At 69.8% G+C, this 14,984-nt stretch carries 11 protein-coding genes; 3 read left to right on the top strand and 8 right to left on the bottom strand.

Annotation, left to right across the window (positions count from 1 at the left end; translation table 11 throughout):
- Positions 1 to 52: 52 nt before the first annotated feature.
- The 3 genes from H4W80_RS14480 to H4W80_RS14490 all read left to right on the top strand — a co-directional run bounded on the left by H4W80_RS14480 (position 53) and on the right by H4W80_RS14490 (position 2,935).
- A complete protein-coding gene (locus tag H4W80_RS14480; RefSeq protein WP_192785574.1) occupies positions 53 to 913 on the top strand; it encodes a RecB family exonuclease in 861 nt (286 codons plus the stop codon).
- Positions 914 to 1,079: 166 nt separating this feature from the next.
- Positions 1,080 to 2,255, top strand: a complete 1,176-nt coding sequence (locus H4W80_RS14485) for a sensor histidine kinase (protein ID WP_318786862.1) — start codon at positions 1,080 to 1,082, stop codon at positions 2,253 to 2,255.
- Positions 2,252 to 2,935, top strand: a complete 684-nt coding sequence (locus H4W80_RS14490; protein WP_192785575.1) for a response regulator — start codon at positions 2,252 to 2,254, stop codon at positions 2,933 to 2,935. The genes H4W80_RS14485 and H4W80_RS14490 overlap by 4 nt, the downstream gene beginning before the upstream one ends.
- A 31-nt stretch (positions 2,936 to 2,966) precedes the next feature.
- Here the strand turns inward: H4W80_RS14490 and H4W80_RS14495 are convergent, their stop codons facing one another.
- From H4W80_RS14495 to metH, 8 genes are all read right to left on the bottom strand, one after another.
- The gene (locus H4W80_RS14495; protein WP_192785576.1) at positions 2,967 to 3,995 is read right to left on the bottom strand and encodes an ABC transporter ATP-binding protein; all 1,029 of its coding nucleotides are present in this window, start codon (positions 3,993 to 3,995) and stop codon (positions 2,967 to 2,969) included.
- On the bottom strand, positions 3,992 to 5,020 hold the full coding sequence (locus tag H4W80_RS14500; protein ID WP_192785577.1) for an ABC transporter ATP-binding protein: 1,029 nt from the start codon (positions 5,018 to 5,020) through the stop codon (positions 3,992 to 3,994). Before H4W80_RS14500 ends, H4W80_RS14495 begins: the two co-directional genes overlap by 4 nt.
- The gene (locus tag H4W80_RS14505) at positions 5,017 to 6,030 is read right to left on the bottom strand and encodes an ABC transporter permease (RefSeq protein ID WP_192785578.1); all 1,014 of its coding nucleotides are present in this window, start codon (positions 6,028 to 6,030) and stop codon (positions 5,017 to 5,019) included. The genes H4W80_RS14500 and H4W80_RS14505 overlap by 4 nt, the downstream gene beginning before the upstream one ends.
- Positions 6,031 to 6,123: 93 nt before the next feature.
- A complete protein-coding gene (locus tag H4W80_RS14510; RefSeq protein WP_192785579.1) occupies positions 6,124 to 7,890 on the bottom strand; it encodes an ABC transporter substrate-binding protein in 1,767 nt (588 codons plus the stop codon).
- A gap of 57 nt (positions 7,891 to 7,947) precedes the next feature.
- Positions 7,948 to 8,946, bottom strand: a complete 999-nt coding sequence (locus tag H4W80_RS14515; protein WP_192785580.1) for an ABC transporter permease — start codon at positions 8,944 to 8,946, stop codon at positions 7,948 to 7,950.
- Between the two features lie 265 nt (positions 8,947 to 9,211).
- Complete coding sequence (locus H4W80_RS14520) at positions 9,212 to 9,682, bottom strand: cellulose synthase (RefSeq protein ID WP_225963444.1); 471 nt, start codon at positions 9,680 to 9,682, stop codon at positions 9,212 to 9,214.
- 335 nt (positions 9,683 to 10,017) lie between these two features.
- Positions 10,018 to 10,662, bottom strand: a complete 645-nt coding sequence (locus H4W80_RS14525) for an HAD family hydrolase (RefSeq protein ID WP_192785582.1) — start codon at positions 10,660 to 10,662, stop codon at positions 10,018 to 10,020.
- A 703-nt stretch (positions 10,663 to 11,365) separates the two neighbouring features.
- A complete protein-coding gene (gene metH / locus H4W80_RS14530) occupies positions 11,366 to 14,830 on the bottom strand; it encodes a methionine synthase (protein WP_192785583.1) in 3,465 nt (1,154 codons plus the stop codon).
- Positions 14,831 to 14,984: the final 154 nt, after the last annotated feature.

The raw sequence follows: 14,984 nt of genomic DNA on the forward strand, positions 1-14,984 counted from the left end.
ATCATCGTGGCACGAAGGCTATTCTGTCGGGGTCTTGACCTAGAGTGCGTGCATGACGTTGACCGAACCGGTGATCATCGGAGCTCTCTCCCCCTCCCGGGCGGGCGATTTCATGACCTGCCCGCTGCTCTACCGCTTCCGGGTGATCGACCAGCTCCCCGAGAAGCCCTCGCAGGCCGCGGTGCGGGGCACGGTGGTGCACGCGGTCCTGGAGCGCCTCTACGACCTCCCGGCGCCGCGGCGCTCGGTCCAGGCGGCGCTGGAGCTCCTGGAGCCGCAGTGGCAGCGGCTGCTGGAGGAGGACTCACAATACGCTGAGATGTTCGCCGACGAGACCGAGCAGGCCGAGTGGCTGGTCCAGGCGCGCGGCATGCTGGAGCGCTACTTCACGCTGGAGGACCCGACGCGGCTGGAGCCCGCCGAGCGCGAGCTCTACGTCGAGGCGGTCCTCGACGGGGGGCTGATGCTGCGCGGCTACGTCGACCGGCTCGACGTGGCGCCGACCGGCGAGGTCCGGGTGGTCGACTACAAGACGGGCAGCGCGCCGGGGCCCGACTTCGAGGCCAAGGCGCTGTTCCAGATGAAGTTCTACGCCCTGGTGCTGTGGCGGCTGCGCGGCCAGGTGCCCCGGCTGCTGCAGCTGGTCTACCTGGGCGGGCAGGGCGAGGTGCTGCGCTACGCCCCGGACGAGGCCGACCTGCTGGCCACCGAGCGCAAGGTGATGGCGCTGTGGACGGCGATCGAGCGGTCGCTGGAGTCCGGCGAGTGGCGGGCCCGCCGCAGCCGCCTGTGCGACTGGTGCGACCACCAGGCCCTGTGCCCGGAGTTCGGCGGCACACCCCCGCCGACCCCCGCCCGCCGGCCGGGCGACACCACCCGCTCGCACCGCCGCGCCGCCACCGACGAGCTCTGACCCACCCGGCGCCACGCGTACGGCGCGCAGGCCGGGCGGGCGCACTGCCGACAACCGGGCGGGCCGCCGTCGCCGGTTCCGCGGGCGCGGGGGTTTGAGGGTGTATGGGCGGTAATCCTCCCGAGGGAGGAGGTTACGGGTTTTCACCTGGGCCTACAGTGAAGCGGTGCGCATAGACCGGACCACGTTCCACGACACGGTGCTCGCCGGGGTGGTGGCCGCGGCGTCGGTGGCGATGTTCGTGTTCTACGGTCCCAGCCGGCTGGCGGCGCAGGGCCTGGCGGTGGACGGCATGCGCGCGCCCGACCCGCTGGGCGGGGTCCTGGTGGTGCTGGCGTGCGTGCCCCTGGCGGCGCGCAGGCGGTGGCCGCTGGCGGCGATGTGCGCGGAGCTGGTGCCCGAGACGCTGCTGGGCGTGCTCGGCTACGGGACCGGGATCTCGGGGCTGGCCGGGCTGATGCTGCTGTACTCGGTGGCCTCCTACCGCGGGCTGGCGATGGCGCTGGCGGGGCTGCTGATCTCGCTGGTGACGTACGCGCTGGGCACCCTGGCGGGCCCGGTCAGGGCGACGAGCTGGAGCGAGCACGTCGTGGTGGCCGTGGTGCTGGTGGCGGTGTGGGGCGCGGGGCGGAGCCTGCGGTTGCGGCGGGCGTACCTGGACGAGCTCAAGGACCGGGCGGAGCGGCTGGAGCGGGCGCGCGCGGCCGACACGAGGGCGGCCCGCGCCGAGGAGCGCTCGCGGATCGCCCGCGAGCTGCACGACGTGGTGGCCCACCACGTCAGCGTGATGACCGTGCAGGCGGCCGCGGCGCGCAGGGTGCTGGCCTCCGATCCCGACCTGGCGCGCGAGGCGCTGTCGGCGATCGAGCACACCGGCCGGATGGCGATGACGGAGATGCGCAACATCGTCGGCGTCCTGCGTACCGACGCCCGCGCCGAGCTGGGCCCGCAGCCCGGCGTGCAGGACCTGCCCGCGCTGGTGGAGCAGATGCGCGAGGCGGGGCTGCCGGCCCGGCTGGTCGTGGAGGGCGAGCCGCGGCCGCTGCCCGCCGGGATCGACCTGGCCGCCTACCGGCTGGCCCAGGAGGGGCTGACGAACAGCCTGCGGCACGCGGGGGCGGGGGCCAAGGCCGTGGTGACCGTCCGCCACGACCCCCGTGAGCTGGACGTACGGGTGGAGGACGACGGGCTGGGGGCGGCCGGGGTGTCCCGGCGGTCAGGGCACGGTTTGGTGGGCATTCGCGAACGGGTCGCACTCTATGGTGGAATCCTCAACATCGGTCCGCTACCGGGGGGCGGTTTCGAAGTGCGGGCGAGATTCCCGTTGAAGGACGGCCAATGACGATCAGAGTGCTGCTGGTGGACGACCAGCCGCTGCTGCGCACGGGATTCCGCCTGATTCTGGAGGCCGAGTCCGACATCACGGTGGTGGGGCAGGCCGGCGACGGCAAGGACGCCATGGAGCAGACGCGGGCGCTGCTGCCCGACGTGGTGCTGATGGACATCCGCATGCCGGGCGTCGACGGCATCGAGGCGACCCGCAGGATCGTGCGGGAGGCGGCGCCGACGGCGCACGTGCCGAAGGTGCTGGTGCTGACGACGTTCGACCTCGACGAGTACATCGTGGAGGCGCTGCGCTCGGGCGCGTCCGGGTTCCTGCTGAAGGACGTGCCGCCCGACGAGCTGGTGCAGGCGATCCGGGTGGTGGCGGCGGGCGACGCGATCGTGGCGCCCAGCGTGACGCGGCGGCTGCTCGACAGGTTCTCCAAGCGGCTGCCGTCGGCGTACGAGCAGCCCGCTCCGGCGCGGCTGGACCGGCTGACGGAGCGGGAGCTGGAGGTGCTGCGGCTGATCGCCAAGGGCATGTCCAACGCGGAGATCGCGGCCAAGCTCGTGGTGAGCGAGACGACGGTCAAGACCCACGTCGGCAACGTGCTGACCAAGCTGGGGCTGCGCGACCGCGTGCAGGCCGTGGTGCTGGCCTACGAGACCGGGCTGATCACGCCGGGCACGTACTCCTGAGATCGGGGCGCGCCCCGATCTCAGGACACGATCAGGACGCGGCGGCGGGCGCGGCCTCCGCCGAGGCGGGGGCGTTCTCCGGGAAGTGGCAGGCGACGCGGTGGCCGCTGGCCAGCTCCTCCAGGGGCGGCTCGACCGTCTTGCAGATCTCCTGCGCCTTCCAGCAGCGGGTGTGGAAGCGGCAGGCGGGCGGCGGGTTGAGCGGGCTGGGCACGTCGCCGGACAGCCGGATGCGCTCGCGCTCCTTGCGCGCCTTGGGGTCGGGCACGGGCACGGCCGACATCAGGGCGTTGGTGTACGGGTGCATCGGCGCGCTGTAGAGCTGCTTGCGGTCGCCGATCTCCACGATCTTGCCCAGGTACATGACGGCCACGCGGTCGCTGATGTGCCGCACCACCGACAGGTCGTGGGCGATCACGACGTAGGTGAGGTCCAACTCGTTCTGCAGGTCTTCGAGCAGGTTGACGACCTGGGCCTGGATGGAGACGTCGAGCGCGGAGACCGGCTCGTCGGCGATGATCAGCTTGGGCTTGAGCGCGAGGGTGCGGGCGATGCCGATGCGCTGCCGCTGGCCGCCGGAGAACTCGTGCGGGTAGCGGTTGTAGTGCTCGGGGTTGAGCCCGACCAGGGCGAGAATGTCCTGGACGGCCCGCTTGACGCCGTGCTCGGTCTTGACGCCCTGGATGCGGAACGGCGCGCCGACGATGGTGCCGACCGTGTGGCGGGGGTTGAGCGACGAGTAGGGGTCCTGGAAGATCATCTGCATGTCGCGGCGGAGCGGCCTCAGCTTGCCCTGCCCCATGTGCGTGATGTCCTCGCCCTCGAAGACCACCTTGCCGGCGGTGGGCTCGAGGAGCCGGGTGACCAGCCGGCCGGTGGTGGACTTGCCGCAGCCGGACTCCCCCACCAGGCCTAGCGTCTCGCCCTTGAACACGTCGAAGCTGATCCCGTCGACCGCCTTGACGGCGCCGACCTGCCGCTTGAGCAGGCCCTTCGTCACGGGGAAGTGCTTCTCCAGGCCCTGTACGGAAAGGAGCGGCTCGTTCTTGGGCTCGGTCACTGGGTCTCCAGCAGTGGCTTGATCTCGTTCTCCCACAGCTCCCGCCGCTCCGTCCGGTCCATGTGGCAGCGCACCAGGTGGCCGCCCTGGGTCTGGAGCAGGTCCGGGACCTCGGACTTGGCCTTGCCTCCGGTCCGCTCCGCGTACGGGCAGCGGGGGTGGAAGGCGCAGCCCGGCGGCACGTTGATCAGCGACGGCGGGGAGCCCTTGATCGGCAGCAGCCGGTCGGTGGGCTCCCGGTCGAGCCGGGGCATCGATCCCAGTAGACCCCACGTGTAGGGGTGCTCGGGACGGTAGAAGATGTCGTCGGCGCTGCCGTACTCGATGCACTTGCCCGCGTACATGACCAGGATGTCGTCGGACAGCTCGGCCACCACGCCCAGGTCGTGGGTGATGATGATCAGCGCGGAGTTGAACTCGCGCTGCAGGTCGACCATGAGGTCGAGGATCTGGGCCTGCACGGTCACGTCGAGCGCGGTGGTGGGCTCGTCGGCGATGAGCAGCTCGGGGTCGCACGACAGCGCCATGGCGATCATGGCGCGCTGGCGCATGCCGCCGGAGAACTCGTGCGGGTAGGAGTCGACGCGGCGCTGCGGCTCGGGGATGCCGACCCGGCCGAGCATGTCGATGGCGTGCTTCTTCGCCACGGCCTTGGTGACCTTGTGGTGGATGCGGTACGCCTCGATGATCTGGTCGCCGACCGTGTAGAAGGGGTGCATCGACGACAGCGGATCCTGGAAGATCATCGCCATCTTCTTGCCGCGCAGCCCGCGCACGTGCTCCTGCGAGGCGCCGACGAGCTCCTCGCCGTCGAGCCAGATCTCGCCGGAGACGTTGGCGCCCTTGCCCTTGTGCAGGCCGAGGATGCCGAGGCTGGTGACCGACTTGCCGGAGCCGGACTCGCCGACGATGCCGAGCGTCTTGCCGCGTTCGAGGTCGAACGTCAGCCCGTCGACGGACTTGACCAGGCCGTCGTCGGTCGGAAAGTGGATCTTGAGGTCTTTGACCTGGAGGAACGCGCTCATGCCAGCCTCACCCTCGGGTCCACGACCGCGTAGAGCAGGTCGACGATCAGGTTGGCCACGATGATGAAGACCGCCGCCACCAGGGTGACGCCCATCACCTGGGGGAGGTCGTTGCGCTCGATGGCGTCCCTGGCGTACTTGCCGATGCCGGGCAGCGAGAACGTGCTCTCGGTCAGCACCGCGCCGCCGAGCAGCAGGCCCAGGTCCAGGCCGAACATGGTCAGCACCGGGGTGAGCGTGGCTCTCAGCCCGTGTTTGAGCACCACGGCCCGCTCGGGCAGGCCCTTGGCCCTGGCCGTGCGTATGTAGTCCTCGGACATGGTCTCCAGCATGCCCGCCCTGGTGAGCCGGGCGTAGCCGGCGGCGTACAGGAAGGCGAGCGTGATCCAGGGCAGCATCAGGTTGTTGGCCCAGGTGAGCGGATCCTCGCTGAACGGCACCCAGTCGGCGACGTCGCCGACGAGGCCGAGCTGGTCACGGAAGATGGCCAGCGACACGATGCCGGTGAAGAAGATCGGCAGCGACACGCCGGCCAGGGCGACGCCCATGGAGATGCGGTCGAAGAAGCTGCCGCGCCGCAGCGCGGAGACCACGCCGGTGGCCACGCCGAAGACGACCCACACCACGGCCGCGCCGAGCGCGAGCGACAGTGTGATCGGTATGCGGTCGAGCAGGTCGGGCAGGACCGGGTTCTGCGTGACGTACGAGTAACCGAGGCAGGGCGCCGGGCACAGCTCGACACCGGGGCCGTAGTTACGCTCGACGCCGACGAAGATGCCCTTCACGAACCGCCCGTACTGGACCAGAAGCGGGTCGTAGAACCCCAGGCGGATCGCCGTATCGTGGATGACCTGCTCGTTGGCGGCCTTGCCGACGTAACGAGAGGCGAGGTCGTCAGCGGACATCCCAGCGAGCCGAGGCACGAGGAAGAAGATGGCGAACGTCGTGATGCTCACCACGAAGAGCAGCATGACGGCCGCTATCAACCGTCTGAGAATGTATGTGAACACTGATCTCGGCCATGGCGGCCGGGCCTCGTGAGCCCGGCCGCCGGAGCCTTCACCTGCTTTCGACGTACGTGTCCGGCGGGGTCGCCTGACCGATTACTGGGTGCTCAGCGTGAGGTACTCGTACATGCCCCAGTTCTGGCTGACGAAGACGTTCTTCAGCGTCGGCGGCCGGTAGAACAGGCCGTGCGCCCAGACGTAGGGCAGGATGAACGCCGAGTCCATGACCTGCTTGTCGACCTGCGCCCAGATGGCGTTGCGCTTGGCGGCGTCGGTCTCCGCGGCCGCCTGGTCGATGAGCTCGTCGATCTTCGGGTCCTTGACGCCGAGGTTGGTGTTACCGGCGTCGCGGATGACACGGCTGTCGACGATCTGCTGGAAGAAGCCGAAGCCCTCGGGGTAGTCGGCGCCCCAGCCGTAGACCATGAGGCCGAGGTTGTTCTTCTTGGCGAAGTCGGGCTTGCCGGCGTACAGCTTGAAGTAGTCGCCCTGCGGGTAGCCCTTGATCTCCAGCTTGATGCCGACGCGGCCGAGCGACTGCTGCAGCGACTCGGCGGTCAGCTTCTCGGCGGCGCGCTCGTTGCGGTAGGAGATGGTGGTGCTGAAGCCGTTGGGCTGGCCACAGGCCGCCAGCTCCTCCTTGGCCTTGGTGAGGTCGCCGGTCGGGTTGGCCTCGACGCCGTACGGGTCGATCTTCTGGTAGCCGGTCATCTTCGACGGCATGAGGCTGAGCGCGACGTCGCCACCGGCGTCGGGGCCGCCGTAGGCGCCCTGGATCGCGGAGCGGTCGGCCGCGTACATCACGGCCTTGCGGCAGTGGATGTTGTCGAACGGCTTGACGTCACCGTTGATGTTGGTGAACCAGGTCCGGTCGATCGGGGCCGAGTCGGCGTACTGCTTGACCTTCGGGTCGGTCAGGACCGTCTTGCGGGCGTTGGCCGCCACGCCGGTGCTGTTGATCTTGACGTCGATCTTGCCGGACAGCAGGCGCTGGTCGAGGTCGTCCTCGTTCTGGCCGAGCAGCACCTCGATGGAGTCGTTGAGCTGCTTGCGGTTGGGGTCGGTGGCCGGGTCCCAGTTGGGGTTCTTCACGAGCTCGATGCGCTTGGTGAGCTCGTGCGACTTGAACATGTAGGGGCCGGTCGCGACCGGGTGCTCCTTGTACTTCGAGCCGGTGTCCTTGGCCTCGGGCACGGGGGCCGTCTGCGGGAGCATGGCGAAGTAGTCGAAACCGCCGTACGCCTTCTTCAGGTGGAAGACGACGGTGGAGTCGTCGGGCGTCTCGATGGCCTTGAAGTCGTCGAGCTTGCCCTTCATCTTGTACGGGCCGGTGTAGCCCTGCACGTCGAGCCAGTCGTTGAAGTAGGTCGGGCCGCTGGGCAGGATGTCCTTGTCCAGCGAGCGGGCCACGGCGTACTTGACGTCCTTCGACGTCACCGGGGTGCCGTCCTCGAACTTGATGCCCTTGCGCAGCTTGTACGTCCACGTCTTGCCGCCGTCGCTGGGCTTGCCCAGGTCCTCGGCCAGGTCGCCGACGAGCTGCAGGCCCTCCTCGCCCGGCACCGGCTTGAACATGGTCAGCGCGCGGGTGTAGAGGCGGGAGAAGTTCCACGCGTAGCCGTAGTACTGGTCACCAGGGTCGACGGAGTCGAAGTCGCCCGGCATGCCCATGTGCAGGGTGCCGCCGGTCTTCTCCGACGGGTTGACGACCTGCGTGACACCCGCGTTGTACTGGCTCGCGGGCTTGTCGTCACTGCCGGTGCCGCTGGTGCTCTTGGCACCGCCACCGCCGCCACACGCCGAGACGACCACGGCGAGAGCGGCGGTCATCGCCACTGCCGACGCCTTTGATCTTGTCTTCATCGACCTGACACACCCCTTGTATCTAGGAGTTGAGAACTTGCTGAAAACTCACGAGGGCTATCGGGCCTTGGGGTCGAAGGCGTCCCTGAGGCCGTCACCGAGCAGGTTGAACGCCAGCACGGTGATGAAGATCGCGAGACCGGGGAAGATCATGAAGTTGGGCGCCACCTGGTAGTTGTGGACGGCGTCCGACAGCATGCCTCCCCACGTGGGAGTCGGCGGCCGCACGCCCACGCCGAGGAACGACAGCGCGGCCTCGAACAGGATGTTCGAGGGGATCAGCAGCGTCGAGTAGACGAGGATCGGCGCCAGGAGGTTGGGCAGGATCTCCTTGAACAGGATGGTGTGGTTGCGCGCGCCCAGGCTCCTGGACGCGTCGACGAACTCCCGTTCGCGCAGGGACAGCGTCTGCCCCCGGATGATGCGCCCGATATAGGGCCAGTTGAAGAACCCGATGATGAACACCAGCAGGCTGATCCGCAGCGTGTCGCCCGACATGCCGAACGCCTTGTCGGGGATGACGCCGGCCAGCGCCAGCGCGAACACCAGCAGCGGGAAGGCCAGGAAGATGTCCATGAGGCGGCTGATGACGGTGTCGACCCAGCCGCCGAAGAAGCCGGCGATCATCCCGAGGACGGTGCCGAGCACCACGCACAGCAGGGTCGCGAAGAACGCGATCAGCAGCGAGATGCGGGCCCCGTACAGGACGCGGCTGAACAGGTCGCGGCCCGAGTCGGGCTCCACGCCGAACAGGAAGTCGCTGCTGATGCCGCCGAAGGCGCCCAGCGGCGCGCCGATGGAGGGGTCGAGCTTCTCCCGGTGCCACTCGCCCGGCGGGTGCCCGAACCACGACACCAGCAGCGGGGCGAAGACGGCGACCAGGATGAGCAGGAGGATGACGATGCCACCGGTCATCGCGATGCGGTCGCGCTTGAGGCGCATCCACGCGATCTGCCCCAGGGAACGTCCCCTGATGACCGAGGTCCCCGTCCCGTCAAGAACGGTCTCCGGCCCTGCTTCGATGGCCGATTCCGGAACATCGAGCGGTGCGGTCATGCCAGTAGCCCCCTGGATTCCAGACGACATCGTCCGTGTCGGCGCGGTCCCGGTCAGGGTAGTGCGCCCATGCGTATGCGGTCCGCGTGTCGCGGCCCCAGGAGGCAGAATCTATGGCCTGAGCTGCTGTGACTAGTCCCTCTGAGCTCTATGTGGCTCAACTGTGATTGACCAGAAACTCATTCGTATCGATCTTGAGGAGAATGTCTACGAGCCGTCCCGGTTGCGTCTCGGAACTGTGACACAGCCCAATTCGCCCGTGGATTCAGCTGATGCCACGCTTTTTGAGCAGCGCCTCGATATCGGAGAAATCGTCCTCCGCTTTGGGAGACTGCTTGGGGGCGACGGCCGGCTGCTGAGGCTTGGGGGCGGCTTTGTTCGCTGAGGGCTTAACGTCGGGGGCCTCTGCGGGGGTCTTCTTCCTGAAGCTCGCCAGTTTCCGGCCGCGCATGACGCCCGAGGCGACGAACAGCACCACCGACAGCCCCGCCACGGCGACGCCCGCCCACACCAACGGGTTGAACACCAACTGCGTCACGAAACCCACGACGGTGGCGCCGATGGTCCACAGCGCCTGCAGCGCGCCAGTCAGATAGGCCGCCACCGGCAGCAGCGCCCACGCTGCCATCCGCATCCCCGAGGCCGCTCCCCTGCGCCTGAAGGCCAGAAAACTGAACACCAGGCCCACCGCCGTCAGTCCGGCGCACAGCGGCAGCCAGGCGATCGAATTGAACATCACGCCGCCCCTCATATCGACTACGTCTCCCATCCTGGCACGCGAAACGCCGACCGCCCCTCCTCCGCAAGAACCACTTGCCCCCTAAGGGTCTGACTTGCCACCCCAGGGCCGGCGGTCGCGATCGGGTTCGCGAGCGCCCACCGCCGCGACCGGCGACGTTCCGGCCGCGCGACATCGCCCACCGCCCGCCCCTCCCTCCCGGGCCGATCGCGGCGCCGCCGCCTCTGCTCCGGGCTCGTGGAGCGTTGGCACGGGCGGTCCCCGATGGGCGGGCCGGCGGGATGCGGCAAGGAGGACGCAGGCTCGGGAGGTGGGGACGGATGGGGCGGGGGTCAGGTCGAGATGAGGGCCCGGAGGTCGGCGACGGTGACCTGCTCCAGGGACGGCACCACCAGCCGGCCGGGGGCGGGGTCGACCTCCAGCAGGCTCGGGACGGCCACCACCGCGCAGCCCGCCGCCGTCGCGGCCGCCACGCCGTTCGGAGAGTCCTCCAGCACCACGCACCGCACCGGCTCCACCCCGAGCAGCCGCGCGGCCGTCAGGTACGGCTCGGGGTCAGGCTTGGTACGCGTGACGTCGTCCGCCGTGACCACCGCGTCGAACCGGTCACGCCCCACGCTCTTGAGCACCGCCTCCGCGATCTCCTTCAGCGACGAGGTGACCAGCCCCACGGGCACCCCCTCGTCCCGCAGCGCGTCCAGCAGTTCCAAGGCACCCGGCATGGCGTAGACGCCCGCCGTCAGCCGCCGCACCATCCCGCCGGTCATCCACTCCCGCACCGTCGCGGCGGGCACGTCGGCCCCGGACACGGCCAGCATGTAGTCGACCGTCCGCTCCATGGATCCGCCCAGCAGGTGGACCTGGTGCTCCGGTGTCCATTGGGCGCCGAGCCTGGCCATCACGTCCGTCTCGATCTCCAGCCAGACGCGCTCGCTGTCGACCAGCAGCCCGTCCATGTCGAAGAAGACCGCTTCCATGCCTGTCCCCGATCGGTAGTGTTTTGCCCGCCATTGTCTCCACCCCGCCCGCTACGCGGCCAGGCCACCCCCTTCACCGGCCACCCGTGCTGCACCGATCCGTCCACCGGCAGAGCCGCCTTGGTGCCGGCGGCCGGCCCTACGGCGTGGGGCCGCGACGGCGGCGGGCTGCGCGGTGGTGGCCGTCCCGAGCCTGCCGGCCATCGACCCCGCCCCCGGCCGGCTGGTGGTGCCGTCCCTGGAGCAGGTCACCGTCGCCGACCTCCGCGATCGCCGGCCGGTGACCGGCGGGCCGCAGGGGCCGGGCGCTGGTCGTTCCTCCGCGGGTGAACGGCGTACCGACTCGGTGCCGGGTGCCCTCCCCCGCCGCCGGTGGGCGCCGGTGGAGCAGCGGGCCATGAGCCTCCATCTCCCTCCGACCGGAGAGACCGCCCACCCCCGACTCGTGCGCCACAAGAGCCGCCATCCCCGCCGACCGGAAGATGACCGTCCGCCCCGGCTCGGGAAGCCGCCATCCACCCCCGGCCAGGAAGCAGCCACCCGCCCGCCAACCGGAGAGCGACCGCGGCCGGCGCAGAGAGCCGCCACCCTCACGGACCGGAAAGCAACCGCCCACCCGCCAACCAGGGAAGGGCCGTCCCTTCGGTCCAAGGAGCCGCCGTCCGCCCGCCGGCCGGTGAAGGGCCGAGCGGGCAGGGGTGGATCAGACGTTGAAGTACTTCGCCTCGGGGTGGTGGGCGACCAGGGCCGAGGTGGCCTGCTCAGGATGGAGCTGGAACTCCTCCGACAGCGACACCCCGATGCGCTCGGGGTCGAGCAGCTCGAACAGCTGCTTCTGGTCCTCCAGGTTGGGGCAGGCCGGGTAGCCGAAGGAGTAGCGGCAGCCCTGGATGTTGACCTTGAGCATGTCGTCGAGCGACTCCTCGCCGCCGATCGCCCACTCCGAGCGCACCCTGGCGTGCCAGTATTCGGCCAGTGCCTCGGTGAGCTGCACCGACAGGCCGTGGAGCTCGAGGTAGTCGCGGTAGGCGTCCTTGGCGAACAGCTCGGCCGTGGCCTCGGAGATCTTCGCGCCCATGGTGGCGACCTGGAAGCCGACCACGTCGACCTCGCCGGAGTCCTTGGCGCGGAAGAAGTCGGACAGGCACAGGTGGCGGTCGCGGCGCTGGCGCGGGAACGTGAAGCGGGTGCGCTCGCTGCCGTCGTCGTCGAGGATGATCAGCGAGTCGCCGTCGGAGACGCACGGGAAGTGGCCGTAGACGACGGCCGCCTCCAGCAGCCCCTCGGTCTGGATGCGGTCGAGCCACATGCGCAGCCGCGGCCGCCCCTCCAGCTCGACCAGCTCGTCGTAGTCGGGCCCGGAGCCGCCCCTGGTGGGCTTGAGCCCCCACTGGCCGAGGAACAGGGCCCGCTCGTCGAGGTAGGCGGCGTAGTCGGTCAGGGAGATGCCCTTGACCACGCGGTCGCCGTAGAAGGGGACCTTGGGGATGGGGTTGTCGGCGGCCACGTCGGAGCGGGCGGGCAGCTCCTCGACGGGCGTGCGCTGCAGCACCGCGCCGGTCTTGACGCGCCGCTCGCGCAGCGGCGGCAGCGTCGCGCCCGCGACTCCGCGCTTGACGGCCATGAACGAGTCCATCAGCCGCAGCCCCTCGAACGCGTCGCGCGCGTAGCGCACCTCGCCCTCGAACAGCTCGGCCAGGTCCTGCTCGACGTAGGCGCGGGTCAGGGCGGCGCCGCCGAGCAGGACGGGGTATCTCTCGGACAGGCCCCTGGAGTTCATCTCCTCCAGGTTTTCCCTCATGATGACCGTCGACTTCACCAGCAGCCCCGACATGCCGATGACGTCGGCCTTCTGCTCGTCGGCGGCCTCGAGGATGGCCGAGACCGGCTGCTTGATGCCGAGGTTGACGACCTGGTAGCCGTTGTTGGACAGGATGATGTCGACGAGGTTCTTGCCGATGTCGTGCACGTCGCCCTTGACGGTGGCCAGCACGATGCGGCCCTTCGACTCGCCCTCGACCCGGTCCATGTGAGGCTCGAGGTAGGCGACGGCGGCCTTCATGACCTCGGCCGACTGCAGCACGAACGGCAGCTGCATCTGCCCGGAGCCGAACAGCTCACCGACCGTCTTCATGCCGTCGAGCAGCACGTCGTTGATGATCTCGAGGGCGGGCCGCTGCGCCAGCGCGGTGTCGAGGTCGGCCTCCAGGCCCTTGCGCTCGCCGTCGATGATGCGCCGCTTGAGCCGCTCCCACAGCGGCAGCGCGGCCAGCTCCTCGGCCTTGCCGGCGCGCATGGCGGCCGCGTCGACGCCCTCGAACAGCTCCATGAACCGCTGCAGCGGGTCGTAGCCCTCGCGGCGGCGGTCGTAGACCATGTCGAGCGCGACCTGACGCTGCTCGTCGGGGATGCGGGCCATCGGCAGGATCTTGGAGGCGTGCACGATGGCGGAGTCGAGCCCGGCGTTGACGCACTCGTTGAGGAACACCGAGTTGAGCACCATGCGGGCGGCCGGGTTGAGGCCGAAGCTGATGTTGGACAGGCCCAGCGTCGTCTGCACGCCCGGGTAGCGGCGCTTGAGCTCGCGGATGGCCTCGATGGTCTCCAGGCCGTCGCGCCTGGTCTCCTCCTGACCGGTGGCGATGGGGAAGGTCAGGCAGTCGACGATAATGTCCTCGACCCGCATGCCCCAGTTGGTGGTCAGGTCCTCGACGAGGCGGCTGGCCACGCGTACCTTCCACTCGGCGGTGCGGGCCTGGCCCTCCTCGTCGATGGTGAGCGCGACGACGGCCGCGCCGTGCTCGCGCACGAGGCGCATGATCTTCTGGAAGCGGGAGTCGGGGCCGTCGCCGTCCTCGTAGTTGACGGAGTTGACCGCGGCGCGCCCGCCGAGCATCTCGAGACCGGCCTGCAGCACCGCGGGCTCGGTCGAGTCGAGCATGATCGGCAGCGTGGACGCGGTGGCGAACCGGAACGCCAGCTCCTTCATGTCGGCCACGCCATCGCGGCCGACGTAGTCGACGCACAGGTCGAGCATGTGTGCGCCGTCGCGGGCCTGGTCGCGGGCCGTCTCGACGCAGTCGTCCCAGTGGCCCGCCAGCATGGCCTCGCGGAAGGCCTTGGAGCCATTGGTGTTGCAGCGCTCGCCGATGGCCAGGTAGGAGGTGTCCTGGCGGAACGGGACCGTCTGGTAGAGCGAGGACGCGCCCGGCTCGGGGTGCGGCCGGCGCGGCGCGACCTGCTTGCCGCGGACGCGCTCGACGACCTGGCGCAGGTGCTCGGGCGTGGTGCCGCAGCAGCCGCCGACCAGCGACAGGCCGTAGTCGCGGGTGAAGGTGCCGTGCGCGTCGGCCAGCTCCTGCGCGCTCAGCGGATAGTACGCGCCGTCGGACGTCAGCACCGGCAGGCCGGCGTTGGGCATGCAGGAGAGCTTGAGCCGGGAGTGGCGGGCGAGGTAGCGCAGGTGCTCGCTCATCTCGGCGGGGCCGGTCGCGCAGTTGAGGCCGACGACGTCGACGCCGAGCGGCTCGATCGCGGTCAGCGCGGCGCCGATCTCGGAGCCGAGCAGCATCGCGCCGTTGGTCTCGATGGTCACCTGCGCGATGACCAGGATGTCGCGGCCGGAGTCTTCGATGGCCCGCTTGGCGCCGACGACGGCCGCCTTCACCTGGAGCAGGTCCTGGCAGGTCTCGATGATCAGCGCGTCGGCGCCGCCCGAGATCAGGCCCGCGGCGTTGTCGCGGTAGGCGTCGCGCAGGTCGGCGTACGGCAGGTGGCCGAGGGTCGGGAGCTTGGTGCCGGGCCCCATGGAGCCGAGCACGAAGCGCGGCTGGTCGGGCGTGGACCAGTGGTCGGCGGCCTCGCGGGCGATCCTGGCCCCCGCCTCGGAGTATTCGAAGACGCGGTCGGAGATGTCGTATTCGCCGAGGGCGGCGAGGTTGGCGCCGAAGGTGTTGGTCTCGACGCAGTCGACGCCGACGGCGAAGTAGGCGTCGTGGACGCCGCGCACGATGTCGGGCCTGGTGACGTTGAGCACCTCGTTGCAGCCCTCGTGCCCGTGGAAGTCGTCGAGCGTCGGGTCCTGGGCCTGGAGCATCGTGCCCATCGCCCCGTCGGCCACGATGACGCGCTGGGACAACACTTCTCGGAAGGACGGGGAGATGCTCATGGGGTAGAGCTTATCGGGTGCGGCCTGGAGCCCTACTCGCAAGCGGCTCGTACGCCTGTTCGCCCTGAGCGCGAAACCGGGGCCTCCAGGGGCGCGAGCGCCCCGGCCTGCGGAACCCGGGCCGCCCTGGGATGGGTGCCGGGCGGCCCTGGGA

This window comes from Nonomuraea angiospora (assembly GCF_014873145.1).
In the GTDB taxonomy this organism is placed as follows: Bacteria; Actinomycetota; Actinomycetes; order Streptosporangiales; family Streptosporangiaceae; genus Nonomuraea; species Nonomuraea angiospora.